Annotated in this window: 14 protein-coding genes and 1 tRNA gene; 12 read left to right on the top strand and 3 right to left on the bottom strand. The window is 45.8% G+C overall.

The window, feature by feature from the left end; all coding sequences use genetic code 11:
• The first annotated feature begins 351 nt into the window (after nucleotides 1-351).
• The 7 genes from DW096_RS13745 to DW096_RS13715 all read left to right on the top strand — a co-directional run bounded on the left by DW096_RS13745 (nucleotide 352) and on the right by DW096_RS13715 (nucleotide 6,456).
• Nucleotides 352-798, top strand: coding sequence for a hypothetical protein (locus DW096_RS13745; RefSeq protein WP_117963532.1), 447 nt, complete (start codon nucleotides 352-354; stop codon nucleotides 796-798).
• Nucleotides 799-997: 199 nt separating this feature from the next.
• A complete protein-coding gene (locus DW096_RS13740) occupies nucleotides 998-1,810 on the top strand; it encodes a MotA/TolQ/ExbB proton channel family protein (protein WP_005828650.1) in 813 nt (270 codons plus the stop codon).
• A gap of 93 nt (nucleotides 1,811-1,903) precedes the next feature.
• Nucleotides 1,904-2,509 carry a biopolymer transporter ExbD gene (locus DW096_RS13735; protein WP_005828648.1) on the top strand — a complete coding sequence of 202 codons (606 nt, stop codon included), beginning with the start codon at nucleotides 1,904-1,906 and terminating at the stop codon, nucleotides 2,507-2,509.
• Nucleotides 2,510-2,548: 39 nt separating this feature from the next.
• Complete coding sequence (locus DW096_RS13730; protein WP_008665926.1) at nucleotides 2,549-3,199, top strand: biopolymer transporter ExbD; 651 nt, start codon at nucleotides 2,549-2,551, stop codon at nucleotides 3,197-3,199.
• 28 nt (nucleotides 3,200-3,227) lie between these two features.
• Nucleotides 3,228-4,043, top strand: coding sequence for an energy transducer TonB (locus DW096_RS13725; protein WP_005828639.1), 816 nt, complete (start codon nucleotides 3,228-3,230; stop codon nucleotides 4,041-4,043).
• Between the two features lie 11 nt (nucleotides 4,044-4,054).
• Nucleotides 4,055-5,005, top strand: a complete 951-nt coding sequence (locus tag DW096_RS13720) for a PstS family phosphate ABC transporter substrate-binding protein (protein ID WP_005828635.1) — start codon at nucleotides 4,055-4,057, stop codon at nucleotides 5,003-5,005.
• 5 nt (nucleotides 5,006-5,010) lie between these two features.
• Complete coding sequence (locus DW096_RS13715; protein ID WP_009037282.1) at nucleotides 5,011-6,456, top strand: lipopolysaccharide assembly protein LapB; 1,446 nt, start codon at nucleotides 5,011-5,013, stop codon at nucleotides 6,454-6,456.
• A 47-nt stretch (nucleotides 6,457-6,503) separates the two neighbouring features.
• Here the strand turns inward: DW096_RS13715 and DW096_RS13710 are convergent, their stop codons facing one another.
• On the bottom strand, nucleotides 6,504-7,427 hold the full coding sequence (locus DW096_RS13710) for an AraC family transcriptional regulator (protein ID WP_008665930.1): 924 nt from the start codon (nucleotides 7,425-7,427) through the stop codon (nucleotides 6,504-6,506).
• A gap of 246 nt (nucleotides 7,428-7,673) precedes the next feature.
• Here DW096_RS13710 and DW096_RS13705 point away from each other — a divergent pair, with 246 nt between their 5' ends.
• Genes DW096_RS13705 through DW096_RS13685 form a run of 5 tightly spaced genes read left to right on the top strand, consistent with a single transcriptional unit; the run spans nucleotide 7,674 to nucleotide 11,935 of the window.
• The gene (locus tag DW096_RS13705) at nucleotides 7,674-8,525 is read left to right on the top strand and encodes an ATP-binding cassette domain-containing protein (protein WP_005828621.1); all 852 of its coding nucleotides are present in this window, start codon (nucleotides 7,674-7,676) and stop codon (nucleotides 8,523-8,525) included.
• The gene (locus tag DW096_RS13700) at nucleotides 8,525-9,355 is read left to right on the top strand and encodes a hypothetical protein (RefSeq protein ID WP_035450294.1); all 831 of its coding nucleotides are present in this window, start codon (nucleotides 8,525-8,527) and stop codon (nucleotides 9,353-9,355) included. Before DW096_RS13705 ends, DW096_RS13700 begins: the two co-directional genes overlap by 1 nt.
• A 2-nt stretch (nucleotides 9,356-9,357) precedes the next feature.
• On the top strand, nucleotides 9,358-9,726 hold the full coding sequence (locus tag DW096_RS13695; protein ID WP_005828614.1) for a GntR family transcriptional regulator: 369 nt from the start codon (nucleotides 9,358-9,360) through the stop codon (nucleotides 9,724-9,726).
• Between the two features lie 12 nt (nucleotides 9,727-9,738).
• The gene (locus DW096_RS13690) at nucleotides 9,739-10,572 is read left to right on the top strand and encodes a hypothetical protein (protein ID WP_035450293.1); all 834 of its coding nucleotides are present in this window, start codon (nucleotides 9,739-9,741) and stop codon (nucleotides 10,570-10,572) included.
• Between the two features lie 52 nt (nucleotides 10,573-10,624).
• Complete coding sequence (locus DW096_RS13685; protein WP_005834895.1) at nucleotides 10,625-11,935, top strand: anaerobic C4-dicarboxylate transporter family protein; 1,311 nt, start codon at nucleotides 10,625-10,627, stop codon at nucleotides 11,933-11,935.
• Nucleotides 11,936-12,578: 643 nt separating this feature from the next.
• Here the strand turns inward: DW096_RS13685 and DW096_RS13675 are convergent.
• Together DW096_RS13675 and DW096_RS13670 are read right to left on the bottom strand one after the other, a co-directional pair.
• Nucleotides 12,579-12,651 (bottom strand) — tRNA-Met (locus DW096_RS13675).
• 391 nt (nucleotides 12,652-13,042) lie between these two features.
• Nucleotides 13,043-13,858, bottom strand: coding sequence for an alpha/beta hydrolase (locus tag DW096_RS13670; protein WP_025835675.1), 816 nt, complete (start codon nucleotides 13,856-13,858; stop codon nucleotides 13,043-13,045).
• Nucleotides 13,859-13,889: the final 31 nt, after the last annotated feature.

Below are 13,889 nucleotides of genomic sequence, written 5' to 3'. Positions count from 1 at the left end.
CCGTGTCTGATAAGGATACGGAGGCTTTGTTCGTTTTATATACCTCTCCTCTAACATTCCGTTTCTACCGCTAATCACTATACCTTATTATATATAATTATTCATCATATATTCATCAGATTAATTCCCGAATTAAGGTGCTAAATGAATGATTAAAAACGTTTAAATCAGTATTTTATATCCTATTTCCACTTTCGTATTTCATATATTCTTCGTACCTTTACAGTGTATTAAAAGGTATAGTAAATCCTTTAATCAGTGAACAATTTAATCTTTTTACAAAAGAAAGTAACATAGCTGTAAAACAAATAAGAGAGACATCTGTTATTTATTGTAGAATCATTAGACGACATGAAAACAACTGTAAAGACATTCTGGATATGCATGCTAGTGATGTTGACTTGCAGCATTAGCGGTAAAGCCATTGACCTGGTGCAGGTGGATGACAGAATGGCCGGAACTGCTGAAGTTTCCGCTTCTTTATCTTCATGTTCTTCTACTTCCGACAATAGTATTGACAAGAAGAATTCATTGTTCACGAATACCAAGTTCGCATGGACTACGGATGTCGAACTGGGAAACAAACCGGTTTCCGAAACTTACTCTTCTCATCAACAGCGTTTGCGCAGGGTGATTGAAGACAATCTTTTCCTCAGAAACATTCTTTTGATGTTATCCAACCACGAGAATCTACTCGTGCAAGGCCGCTCTAAATTATACTACTCAGATAAAGACCCGTACTATGCATTGACGGGCAGTGATTACTATATTTATACGCTTCGGCGGATTTTGATTTAGCCAACTTTTCTTCTTATTGATTTCCCCCTTTTTCTCCTTATTGTCTTGAAGAGACTGAAGGCAGGTGACCTTTAGTGTACATATATGTTAGTTAAGGTTGCAAGGATGATTACGCCCTATCGGTTCGTAAGCGGGAAGTCGTATCCCTATGCTTTATTTTCAAAACTCTATTTAAATACCAACAATTAAACTTTTCATCATGGAAACTACTCAAAAAAAAGCAGCCTCTTTTAAAGGCATCAGATCCGCCGGTTGGGTAATCGTAATCTGTTTTATCATCGCCGTGCTTATTTTTCACTTTGTGTTGGGAAATCCCTCCAACTTTATGAACAACGACCCGAACAACCATCCGTTGCCGGGTAACTTCCTCGGTACCATCTATAAAGGTGGATTCATTGTTCCTGTAATTCAAACGCTTTTGCTGACTGTCATCGCACTGAGTATTGAACGTTATATTGCCATTGGCGCTGCCTTTGGTAAGGGGTCATTGGTGAAATTCGTAGCTAACATCAAAGCAGCCTTGGCTGAAGGTGATATGAAGAAGGCACAACAAATCTGCGATTCACAACGTGGTTCTGTAGCCAATGTGGTAAATGCCACTTTGAAGAAGTATGCCGAGATGGAGAATGACACAGAGCTGTCCAAAGACCAGAAACTGCTTGCCATCCAGAAGGAATTGGAAGAAGCCACTGCGCTGGAACTGCCGATGATGGAGCAGAATCTTCCTATTATTGGTACCATCACGACTTTAGGTACATTGATGGGATTGCTTGGTACGGTTATCGGTATGATCCGTTCATTTGCCGCTCTTGCAGCCGGAGGTTCAGCCGACTCCATGGCTCTGTCGCAAGGTATTTCCGAGGCTTTGATTAATACTGCCTTCGGTATCTTGACCGGTGCATTGGCCGTTATCTCCTACAACTATTATACAAACAAGATTGACAAGTTGACTTACAGCCTCGATGAGGTTGGTTTCTCCATCGTGCAGACTTTTGCAGCTACCCATAAATAGTTGACTGCTGATAGTTGGAGCTGCGCTGTGACGTAGGCTTCTATTATCTATTCAACGAATGAATTCTCAATTTTAATTTTCAATGAAACGATTATGGGCAGAGCGAAAATAAAAAAGAAAAGTACGTTCATCGATATGACGGCGATGAGTGACGTAACTGTACTGCTGCTGACCTTCTTCATGCTGACTTCTACGTTCGTGAAGAAAGAGCCGGTACAAGTAACGACTCCCGCCTCTGTATCCGAGATTAAGATTCCGGAGACAAATGTACTCCAGATATTGGTCGATCCGAGCGGAAAAGTATTTATGAGTCTGGACAAGCAGTCCGACTTGCGCGAAGTGCTGGAAGCTATGGGGCAGGAGTATGGAGTGACTTTCACTCCGGAGGAAACTAAAAAATTCATGCTGGCGTCTACCTTTGGTGTGCCGATGAAGAGTATGAAGAAATACCTCGACTTGCCGCAAGACCAGCAAGATGCTGTATTGAAGAATGAGGGGATACCGACAGACAGTATTGACAATCAGTTCAAGGCCTGGGTGCGCAACGCCCGTGCAGTGAACAGTGATTTGCGCATTGCCATCAAGGCAGATGCCAATACTCCTTATTCCGTAATAAAAAATGTGATGAACTCACTTCAGGACCTCAGAGAGAACCGGTACAACCTGATTACTTCTCTGAAGACCACAAGTGAGGAGTGACAAGCTACGAGTTACAAGTAGAACAAGAAAGGAAACATTATGGCTGAAATACAAGAAAGCGGCAACAAGAAAGGTGGAAAAAGCAAGCAGAAGAAAATGACTGTCAGGGTGGACTTTACACCTATGGTGGACATGAACATGTTGCTGATTACCTTCTTTATGCTTTGTACCTCACTGAGCAAACCTCAGACCATGGAGATAAGCATGCCGAGCAATGACAAGACCATCACCGAGGAGCAGCAGACCAAAGTCAAGGCTTCCCAAGCCATCACGCTGTTGCTGGGGGATGACAACAAGTTGTATTATTACGAAGGGGAGCCCAACTACAAGGACTATACTTCACTGAAGGAAACTACCTATCAGGCGGATGGTCTGCGGGCAATGCTTCTGCAACGTAATAGAGTTGCTGTGAACGAGGTGAACAGACTGAAGCAGCAGAAACTGGATCTTAAGATATCAGAGGATGACTACCGGAAACAGCTTTCCGGGATAAAAAGCGGAAAGGATACGCCGACAGTCATCATCAAGGCTACCGACAAGTCTTCGTACAAGAATCTGATTGATGCTCTCGATGAAATGCAGATATGTAATATAGGTAAGTATGTGATAACGGATATTGCCGAAGCCGACGAGTTTTTGATGAAGAACTACGAAAGCAAGGGCGAATTGTCCCAGAACATTGCTGAATGATGTGTAACACCCAAAGAAAGGAAAGAATATGGCTAAAGTAGATTTAAGCTCCCAAGCATGGTGTGACCTCGTGTTCAGTGGTAAGAACAAAGCATATGGAGCCTATAAGATGCGTGAGACCTCTCCCAGACGGCACAACATTGCCGTGATACTGGTAATTGTAATTGCATTGATAGGTTTCAGTATCCCTACGCTGATAAAGATGGCTACCCCCAAACAGAAAGAGGTGATGACCGAAGTGACTACCCTTTCGCAGCTGGAAGAACCGGAAGTGAAGCAGGAAGAGATGAAGCGGATAGAGCCCGTGGCCCCACCGCCGCCTGCATTGAAAAGCTCCATTAAGTTTACCGCTCCCGTCATCAAAAAGGATGAGGAAGTGAGGGACGAGGATGAAATAAAAAGCCAGACAGAACTGACGGAAACGAAAGTTGCCATCTCCATTGCCGACGTGAAAGGTAATGACGAGGAACACGGCAAGGACATCGCCGACTTGAAACAAGTGGTGACGCAGGCCGAACCGGAACCTGAAAAGGTTTTCGATATGGTAGAGCAGATGCCCCAGTTCCCCGGTGGTCAGGCCGAGATGATGCAGTTCATCAGCAAGAATATGAAGTATCCGACCATTGCCCAGGAAAACGGTACGCAAGGGCGTGTAACCTGCCAGTTTGTGGTAGGTGCCGACGGCAAGGTGCGTGATGTGAAAGTGCTGAGAGGTGTAGACCCCTATCTGGATAAAGAAGCTGTCCGTGTGATTATGTCCATGCCCAAATGGATTCCCGGCAAGCAGAATGGTAAGGCCGTATCGGTGAAATATACGATACCGGTGATGTTTAGATTACAATAAGTGTGTGTGTTATGAAAACGGTGAAACAACTTCAGCTTTCAGGCTTGCTGGTGCTGCTGACTCTGCTGTCTGCCTGCCAAAGCAAGCCCAAGGACGGACAAACGGATACGTATACCTCCGGTGTGATTGCAATTGCTGCGGACGAAAGTTTCCAGCCTATTGTGCAGGAAGAAATTGACGTGTTCGAAGGACTGTTCCCCTTGGCAGGAATTGTGCCCCGTTATGTGACGGAAGTCGATGCCGTCAACCTCTTGCTCAAGGACAGTCTGCGGTTGGCAATAACCAGTCGCAGACTGACTCCCGAAGAGATGAATTCCTTCAATAGCCGGAAGTTTTTTCCGCAGGAGATAAAGATTGCTACGGATGGGCTGGCATTGATAACCCATCTTGGCAATCCAGATTCATTGATTAGTGTGAAGGACATCCGCCGCATCCTGACGGGTGATGCGAAGCAGTGGAAAGATATCTATCCGGCTTCCCGTCTGGGGGATATCAGTCTTGTGTTTGACAACAAGAACTCCAGTACCGTACGTTTTGCTGTCGATTCCATCTGTAAGGGTGTACCGCTTTCCAGTCAGTTGAAAGCGTTGAAAACCAATAGGGAGGTGATTGACTACGTGGCCCGCACGCCTGATGCCATCGGTATTATCGGCGTGAACTGGCTGAGCGACCGGAATGACAGTACGGGGCTCTCTTTCAGTAAAGAGGTGCGGCTGATGTCCGTCAGTGCTGCTGACAAGGCCATGCCGGACAACAGTTACAAACCCTATCAGGCGTATTTGTATTACGGTGATTATCCGTTGGCACGCAGCATCTATGCCTTGTTGAATGATCCGCGGAGCGCACTTCCGTGGGGATTTGCCTCTTTCCTCGCTTCCGACCGGGGACAGCGGATTATATTGAAGTCGGGATTGGTCCCCGCCACCCAACCGGTGCGCGTGGTGAACGTCAAGGATGAATAACTAAAATGAATGCTAACATGAAACGTAGATTTGTATTTTGTTTGGGAGCGATGCTGTTTGCAGGTACGCTCGCCGCACAAACGCCGGTGCCCGAATGGCAGGCGGGGGTGGATAAAGTAAAAAGTCTGATAAAGACGAATCCGGAGCAGGCTTCCGACGCAGCCGGAGAACTGCTGAAGGGCAAGAACAAGAAAAATGTGGAGCTTGTGACTTCCGTGGCCCGTGCCTATCTGGATGTAGGACAGCTGAAAGAGGCGGAAACCTATCTGGAGATGGCAAGAAAGGCCGACAACAAGGCTCCGGCAGTTTCTGTACTCGAGGGTGACATCGCTTTTGCCCGAAAAGATATCGGAAAGGCATGCCAGCTTTATGAGCAAGCCATCTATTTTGATTCGAATTATAAGGATGCGTATCTGAAATATGCGCAGGCATACAAGTCTGCCAGTCCTTCGCAGGCCATAGAGAAGCTGAACCAGCTGAAGGCCATAGCTCCGGATTGCCTGGAAGCAGACAAGGAGCTGGCGGAAGTGTATTACGCCACCAACCGTTTTGGCAAGGCTGCCGACACCTATGCCAAGTTCATCGATACTCCCGTGGCTACGGAAGATGACATCCTGAAATATGCTTTTGCACTATTCCTGAACCACGACTTCGAGAAATCCTTGGCGGTGGCGCAGAAAGGTTTGCAGAAGAATGCCCGCCATGCCGCATTCAACCGGCTTGTGATGTACAACAATGTCGACCTCAAGCGTTATGACGAGGCAGAGAAGGCTGCCGATGCTTTCTTCAATGCTTCGGATAATGCCGATTATTCATGCTTGGATTACCGCTATCACGGTGCTCTGTTGAGTGCTCTGAAGAAATATGACCAGGCCATTGAGGAATATGGTAAGGCATTGGAGAAGGATGAGAGTCAGGTGGATTTGTGGCGTGAGATTGCCGATGCTTATGAATTGAAAAACGACTATACCCAAGCCATTGCTGCTTATAAAAAGTACTATGACTCGCTGGCACAAGATAAAAAGACGTCCGAAAACTTATTCCAGTTAGGGCGTCTGTACTACGGAGAGGGTACGTCCTCGGACACTCTCTCCGTTCAGTCTGCCGACCGCATGGCGGCATTGCAGGCTGCCGACTCTGTGTTCGCACTTGTTGCCGAACAAGCTCCCGACAGTTATTTGGGAGATATGTGGCGCGCCCGCACACACTCTGCCATGGACCCCGAAACTACAGAGGGATTGGCGAAACCTTATTACGAGAAGGTGGTGGACGTACTGCTTGCCAAAAACGAACCGAGGTACAACTCTGCATTGATAGAGTGTTACAGTTATCTGGGCTACTACTATCTGTTGAAGAGTGACTATGCTACTTCGAAAGAGTACTGGAATAAAATTCTGGCTATCGACCCCACCAATGCCACAGCAAACAAGGCATTGGACGGCATCAAATAGCAATAATTTTAGTTGTTTGTCGTGTCGGGAGGAGTGGAGAGTGATTCTTAGCTCCTCCTTTTTTGTTGCAGGGTCCCCCTTGGAGGCAGTGATTGCTTGCGGTAGTCCGTGGGTGAAGTGCCTAAGTGTGTCTTCACATACTTCCCGAAAAAGGAGATGTTGGGGAAATCCTGATGCTCGGAAATCTCCTTGATAGACTTATTGGAATACTTCAGAAAATATTTGATGTCTTCGACCACATAATCGTTTATCCACTCGAAGGCTGTCTTTCCGCTGACCTTTTTGCAGACGGTGGAAAGATATTTGGGAGTAACACACAGCTTACCCGCATAATAGGAAATAGAACGTTTTTTCACCTCGGTGCAGGCCAGCAGGTCGAGGAATCTCTTGAATAGAATGTTGCTCCGCTTCACCATTTGGCTTTCGGGAGGGGTGCTCAACTGGTTTAAATCTGCCAGCAGCTCATACAGCATGGTGCGTATCAGCGACCTGATGACTTCTTTGTAGTAGGGCTGCTCCGCTTGTTTCATTCGGGCACGTATCACCTTATAGTATAAATCGAACAGTTGCACTCTGTCCTTGTCAATGCGTACTACCGGATTCTGGCTGATATAGAAAGCCTTGTTCCATATGTCACTACTTTTATGAAGGTACTTCTGTGTAATCTGGGTCGACAGACAGAACATGGCGCCCTTGAAGTCGGAACTGGTTGTGCAATTGCTCAGAATCATATTGGGCATACAAATCAGCATCTCACCGGGGTAGATAGCATATTTTTGGGTATTGATGTTTATCTGCAGTCTTCCTTTTACACAGACCACATAGATGTTTGCATTCAACTTGAAATACTTGTTGAAAAGCAAGTTCTTGAAATCTCCAAGTATAGCAATATCGTTGTCGGTATAGTCCGTACTTGTATATTCTGCTATATTGTATGTGTTAAGTTGGTAAATCTTTTCTTCGTTTTTCATATTCATGTCTTTAGCTCCTTTGCAAATGTAAAGCAAGTGGCAGGAAATATAGAGTCCTAAATGGATACAGAAGTGTCCTAATCTTCTTGCGTGTGAGGCTAATTTCGAACCAAAGAATAGAATTGTTCCTTTTTCTGAGCATTTTTTTTCTTGAAACGCTTGTCGTATTGAAAAGAATGTCTACTTTTGCGGTGTACTATTATACTAATACACATAAACAATAAGATATTTAATTCATCCAAGCGTATGTTACAAGTAGAAAACATTTCATTTAGTTATCGCAAGGGGCGGAAAGAAGTCCTGAGCGATTTTTCACTTTCGCTGGAAGCCGGCCGGGTTTACGGTCTGTTGGGTAAGAACGGAGCCGGCAAGTCTACGTTGCTCTATCTGATGAGCGGTTTGTTGGCTCCCAAACGTGGGAGAGTGATGTATCATGATACCGACATGCGCCGCCGGTTGCCCGTCACGTTGCAGGACATGTTTCTGGTACCCGAGGAGTTCGAGCTGCCTCCTATTTCCTTGGTCAGCTATATTGAACTGAACAGTAAGTTCTATCCCCGTTTCAGCAAGGAAGACATGGTGAAGTACCTACATTTCTTCGAGATGGATATGGATGCTGATTTGGGAGCCTTGTCCATGGGGCAGAAAAAGAAAATCTTCATGAGTTTTGCGCTGGCCACCAATACTTCCCTGCTGCTGATGGATGAGCCTACCAATGGACTGGATATTCCGGGAAAGAGCCAGTTCCGCAAATTTCTGGCTTCGGGTATGTCGGACGACAAGACGATTGTCATTTCCACCCATCAGGTGCGTGACATTGACAAAGTACTGGACCATGTGCTGATTATGGACAACAGCCGCGTATTGCTGGACGAATCCACTGCCAGCATTTGCAGTAAGCTGTTCTTCTTGGAGAGTGACGACCGGGAGTTGGCTGCGACTGCCTTGTACACGCTTCCCTCCGTACAAGGCAATTTCTTGATGCTGCCCAATACGGAAGGTGAGGAATCGGAGATTAATCTTGAACTGCTGTTTGGCGCCGTACTTGCAGAGCCTGGGAAGATAGCGGAAATGTTTCACACTAAAACAAATGAATAATGATACGCGATACCTTTTTTAGTTTGCATCGCTTTGTGAACGTATGCCGCAAAGAGATGGTGGAGAATTGGAAGACCTATATACTCCGCTCGGTGATGGTCTACGGAATGTTGGCCATAGTCTTTGTCTGGAATGGATACTATCAGTATCACAATCTGGAAGCGGGAGCTGTGGGCATGGACCCTATCTGGGAGTTTGAGTCCAGATTCTTTCTTTGGGGACTTGTCATTTGGGGATGCATTAGCGCCTCGTTTACCATGGAAAGGATGAAAAGCAAGACGAGTCGTACCGTTGTGCTCATGACACCTGCCACCATGTTCGAGAAATTCTTTGCCCGCTGGCTGGTGGCTACCTGCGGCTTTATCTTGGTCTTTCTGATAGCTTTCAAGCTGGCGGACTTGACAAGAGTCGTCTTCTATCTTCTGGCCTACCCGGAGCTGCATGTCGTTCACTCCTTTCCGTTGTGGGAATTCTGCTGTAACACGAACTGTTTCTATGAGACGATAGGAAGCGGACCGGCTGTGGTGGGGATATTCCTGAGCTGCTACTTTTTCCTACAGTCTTTCTTCCTGCTGGGTAGTACGGTCTGGCCCAAAAATGCACTTATCAAGACTTTTGCGGCCGGTGTCTGCATCTTCGTTTCATATATCCTGATAGCTGTATTGTGCCTGAAGGCCATTCTGCCTAATAACTTCTTCATGACTGAGCCCTATATTGACAGAGAGGCATCGGGCGGCTGGCTGATTTTTATAACTTCGTTTTTCGCCCTTTTCAACTGGGTGCTTGCCTATTTCCGTTTCAAGGAGTCCGAAATCATTAATCGTTGGTAACTATGAACTTTAAGGAAAGTAAAGCCATCTACCTGCAAATAGCAGACCGCATTTGCGACGAGGTACTTCTCGGGCAATATCAGGAGGAAGAACGTATTCCTTCGGTACGGGAATATGCGGCTGTGGTAGAGGTCAACGCCAATACGGTGATGCGTTCGTACGACTACTTGCAGACGCAAGGAGTGATTTACAACAAGCGGGGTATCGGCTATTTTGTGTCGGTAGGTGCACGTAAGCTGATTCTTTCGTTGAGGAAAGAGTATTTTCTGAAGGAGGAAGTGGATTATTTCTTCAAGCAGATTTTCACGCTGGGCATCTCTGCCGAGGAGTTGTCCGGGATGTATCAGGAGTTTATCAAGAAACAAAAATAAAAGAAGACAGTTATGAAACGAACGACTTATATAATGATAGGAATGCTGGTTACCGGTGTGGCAATGGTATGCGGACTCATGTTCTATGTGGTGGACCGCAATGTCACTCAGAAAGATAATTTTATGGAAATCGGCGGAGAACGGAAAACGGTGCAGCTGCCCTCGTGCAGGGTGTTGAAGCTGACACAGCCTCCGGTGGTGTGGAAACAGAAAAAAGAAGGTATTGTGGAGGCAGAGCGTATGTTCTCGTTCGGGGAAGTGCCGTTGGAGGTAACTGCCGGAGACTCTTTGCAGCAGGGCAGTTTCTCCTATGCAGGGGATATGGAGGCTTTTATGTCGATGACTTCCGTTGGCGATACCCTGCTCGTCACCTTTGACTTTCCGGAGGATAAGCTGGAACAGCATCTTCAGAATGACATTTGGATAAGGGTTCGTTCAGAAGGGATGGAATTGCGGTTGCCTGCGGAGGTACAAGCGGTTGTGGTAGATGTGGAAGATATGGAAGCCAATTTCTACGGACTCCGTTGCGATACGCTCTCTTTCCGCACGCGATACCTTGCCCGGCTGGAAGATTGCCATGTCACTGCGCTTGCGGCGCAGGCGCAGAGCTTGCATCTCAACAGCGGCACAGTGCGCAACCTTTATCTGAATCTGGACGAGATAGCCGACTGGGATGTCAATACCGGTTCCTTCCATATCGATACGGAGCATCTGTCCGGCAGTCGCTATCATCGTTGTCTTTTGCAGAAGAATGAATGCCGCCGGGTGTTCTGGACACCGTTAAAGGATGATGCCTCTTTGAGTGTGGAGTTAAAACAAGCAGTTAAAATAGAAGTAGGTGAGTAGCCATAATACGAAATGACTTATCTTTGCACATGAATCAAAAAGTGTAGAGTATATGGCCTTGCAATTGGCATTCGTATTGGTAGCTATCATTATAGGCGCCCGCTTGGGCGGCATTGGACTAGGTGTAATGGGAGGGATAGGTCTGGCAATTCTGACGTTTGGTTTCGGATTGCAGCCTACATCACCTCCCATTGACGTTATGTTGATGATAGCCGCCGTCATTTCTGCCGCATCCTGCATGCAGGCGGCTGGCGGACTGGATTATATGGTAAAGCTGGCGGAACGGTTGTTGCGGAAGAATCCTTCGCAGGTCACCATCTTGAGTCCTATTGTGACCTACTTGTTTACTTTTGTTGCCGGCACGGGACATGTGGCATATTCGGTGCTTCCCGTGATTGCCGAGGTTGCCACGGAGACCAAGATTCGTCCCGAGAGGCCACTGGGCATTGCGGTGATTGCTTCGCAGCAGGCTATTACGGCAAGTCCCATTTCGGCTGCCACCGTCGCACTGCTTGGGTTGCTGGCGGGATTTGATGTCACCTTGTTTGATATTCTGAAAATAACGATTCCTGCTACCATTATCGGGGTACTTGTGGGCGCCTTGTTCTCCATGAAGGTGGGCAAGGAGCTGGCAGACGACCCGGAGTACAGAAAGAGGTTGACCGAAGGCTATCTTGATGTCAAGAAGGTGGAGATAAAGGATATACACAATAAACGGCATGCCGTCTTGTCCGTGCTTATCTTTATCCTTGCCACTGCTTTTATTGTGTTCTTTGGTTCGTTCGACAGTTTGCGTCCTGCCTTCGTGATAGACGGCGAGACGGTGAGACTCGGCATGTCCGCCATTATCGAAATCGTGATGCTCTCTGCCGCCGCCCTCATCTTGCTGCTGACTCGCACCGACGGCATGAAGGCAACGCAAGGCTCCGTCTTCCCGGCAGGCATGCAGGCGGTGATTGCCATATTCGGCATTGCCTGGATGGGAGATACTTTTCTTCAGGGAAACATGCTTCAGTTGACCCAGTCCATCGAGGGAGTGGTGAGGCAAATGCCGTGGCTGTTCGGGATAGCCTTGTTTGCCATGTCGATTCTGCTTTATAGCCAGGCCGCCACTGTGCGCGCACTGATGCCTTTGGGCATCGCTTTGGGCATTTCGCCTATGATACTGGTTGCTCTGTTCCCGGCCGTAAACGGTTACTTCTTTATTCCCAACTATCCCACCGTAGTAGCAGCCATTAATTTCGACCGTACCGGAACTACCCGTATCGGCAAGTATGTGCTGAACCACTCGTTCATGCTTCCCGGACTTGTTTCGACTGGCGTTGCCATCGGGCTGGGGTTGCTTTTCATCAGGATATTCTAAGGGAAACCGCTGCTTTCAATCCGTTGTATATAGGGCTTTGTTTACTTGTGTATAGGGGAGTGTTCCCTTTTACTCATTGCCTTATCAGCGCCTAATGGTCGTGCGGCGATCTGCTGACGGCTGTTAAGCGGGTTGTTGATGGCCGTTAGGCGATTGCATCATGGCCGTTGCATACTGTTGATTCCTTATGTCCGACGTAATAAATACCTTCATTCTCTGAATAAAGCACAGAGGAAAACAGTATTGAAGTCTTGGCTTTGTGTGGCTGTACGCATTTGTTCTGATTGCATTTGAAGGGGGAGGAGATGGAATTAATACCGTGTTTGCAGGATATTGATTTCGTCAGGTACGATATAAATAAGATGTGATGCAAGAAATTAATAACTTGTGTTACTCCATGTTATCTTCTTGTGGTGTCAGTATTTCTGTTTGTGAAACGGTGTGGAAGCAAATTTTGCTTCCACACTTTTGAGTTGCTTCCACCGCATCTTTAATACCGATGAATAAAGGGATGTGGAGAGGAGGTGGAAGTGTGGAAGCAATTTGCACAAACATTATTTGCGCAAACATTTTTTTCTGTCCTTGATGGGAATTAAAAAAATGAGGATAAAACGGTTTATAAAACCTTTTATCCTCATTGTAGTTGCGGAGATCCGACTCGAACGAATGACCTTTGGGTTATGAGCCCAACGAGCTACCAACTGCTCCACTCCGCGATGTTATCGTTTTGTGGGTGCAAAGGTACGGCTTTTTATTTAATATGCAAATAAAATGCATGATATTTTTTAGTATAACTCTGATGAAATATTTAAAATATTGATAATGAGTGTGTTTTCTCCTTTCTTTTTTTGACTGTTTATTAATTCCTATTTCTTATTAATAATGGCTCAAGCTTATCTGCTATCATGCGATAGGCTTCCAGAGTGATATGTAATCGGTCTTTTAGATAGAGTTCTTCTCTAAGTTTGCCATTAGTTCCATACATCATAGAAGTAATATCAAGAAGAGTGACGTTGGCACTGTTAAAAGAGAAAAATCATTTCATATTCTTCATGTTGTTAAATTGTGTAACCTATGGTAAAAATCTTTCTGTTGATTTGCATTATATCACTGTTTTGCGGGAGTATTTAATATCCGTTTTATCTGTTGGTGCAATATATAGAAAGCAGGTTCACCCATAGGACCATGCCCATGCCCGCCGATTTCATAAAGATAAGTGTCTTCATGCCCGACAAGTTTCATCATCCGCCACATGTAAGCGTTTTCCTCATAACGTCCCAAAAGCTCTAACTCCCGATCACCGGTTATAAGTATCAAGGGGGGGGCATCTTTTCTGACATGAAATAATGGGGCGAATTCATCGATAGTAGGTTGTAGATTATCAATACCATTCATTTTACGATAGGAAAAATGACTAATGACTTGGCCGCTAAAGGGAATCAGACCTGCAAGGGAATCTGCATCTATACTGTACTCTTTTAACCATTTTTTGTCTAATCCAATCATTGCAGTGAGGTAGCCGCCTGCCGAATGGCCGGAAACAAATATTTTCTTTTTGTTTCCTCCGTATTTTTCTACTTCTTTAAAAGTCCAGGCTATGGCTGCTGCCGCATCGCCTAAACATTCCGAGATTGTTACTTTGGGAAGTAAACGGTAGTTTACAGCTATCACTATCATGCCACTTTTCTTTAATTTGGTTGGAATGGACTTATTGCCACTAGTCAATCCTCCTCCATGAAACCATATTACAGTTGGGCAATCCTTTAGATTTTCAGGATAATAGATGTCTAACTTGCACCGTTCTTGAGCATATGCATCTTGCGATGTTGCATAGGTTAAATTTTCAATTGTCTTGTAGACGGTTTCCTGAGCGTTGGTAAAGGTGCATATGAGAACGCTCAAACATAAAAGTATTCTTTTCATTTTAATAAATAAAATATTGTATGTGATTATT

It is taken from the genome of Bacteroides sp. AM07-18 (assembly GCF_003602695.1).
GTDB classification, from domain to species: domain Bacteria; phylum Bacteroidota; class Bacteroidia; order Bacteroidales; family Bacteroidaceae; genus Bacteroides; species Bacteroides uniformis.
This window is presented reverse-complemented; position numbering and strand designations above follow the sequence as displayed.

Excerpts from the sequence above, each read along its gene's own strand:
- DW096_RS13730 (WP_008665926.1), top strand. The coding sequence starts at position 2,549 with ATGGCTGAAATACAAGAAAGCGGCAACAAGAAAGGTGGAAAAAGCAAG.
- DW096_RS13695 (WP_005828614.1), top strand. The coding sequence starts at position 9,358 with ATGAACTTTAAGGAAAGTAAAGCCATCTACCTGCAAATAGCAGACCGC.
- DW096_RS13740 (WP_005828650.1), top strand. The coding sequence starts at position 998 with ATGGAAACTACTCAAAAAAAAGCAGCCTCTTTTAAAGGCATCAGATCC.
- DW096_RS13705 (WP_005828621.1), top strand. The coding sequence starts at position 7,674 with ATGTTACAAGTAGAAAACATTTCATTTAGTTATCGCAAGGGGCGGAAA.
- DW096_RS13685 (WP_005834895.1), top strand. The coding sequence starts at position 10,625 with ATGGCCTTGCAATTGGCATTCGTATTGGTAGCTATCATTATAGGCGCC.
- DW096_RS13715 (WP_009037282.1), top strand. The coding sequence starts at position 5,011 with ATGAATGCTAACATGAAACGTAGATTTGTATTTTGTTTGGGAGCGATG.
- DW096_RS13690 (WP_035450293.1), top strand. The coding sequence starts at position 9,739 with ATGAAACGAACGACTTATATAATGATAGGAATGCTGGTTACCGGTGTG.
- DW096_RS13670 (WP_025835675.1), bottom strand. The coding sequence starts at position 13,858 with ATGAAAAGAATACTTTTATGTTTGAGCGTTCTCATATGCACCTTTACC.
- DW096_RS13735 (WP_005828648.1), top strand. The coding sequence starts at position 1,904 with ATGGGCAGAGCGAAAATAAAAAAGAAAAGTACGTTCATCGATATGACG.
- DW096_RS13700 (WP_035450294.1), top strand. The coding sequence starts at position 8,525 with ATGATACGCGATACCTTTTTTAGTTTGCATCGCTTTGTGAACGTATGC.
- DW096_RS13725 (WP_005828639.1), top strand. The coding sequence starts at position 3,228 with ATGGCTAAAGTAGATTTAAGCTCCCAAGCATGGTGTGACCTCGTGTTC.
- DW096_RS13720 (WP_005828635.1), top strand. The coding sequence starts at position 4,055 with ATGAAAACGGTGAAACAACTTCAGCTTTCAGGCTTGCTGGTGCTGCTG.
- DW096_RS13710 (WP_008665930.1), bottom strand. The coding sequence starts at position 7,427 with ATGAAAAACGAAGAAAAGATTTACCAACTTAACACATACAATATAGCA.
- DW096_RS13745 (WP_117963532.1), top strand. The coding sequence starts at position 352 with ATGAAAACAACTGTAAAGACATTCTGGATATGCATGCTAGTGATGTTG.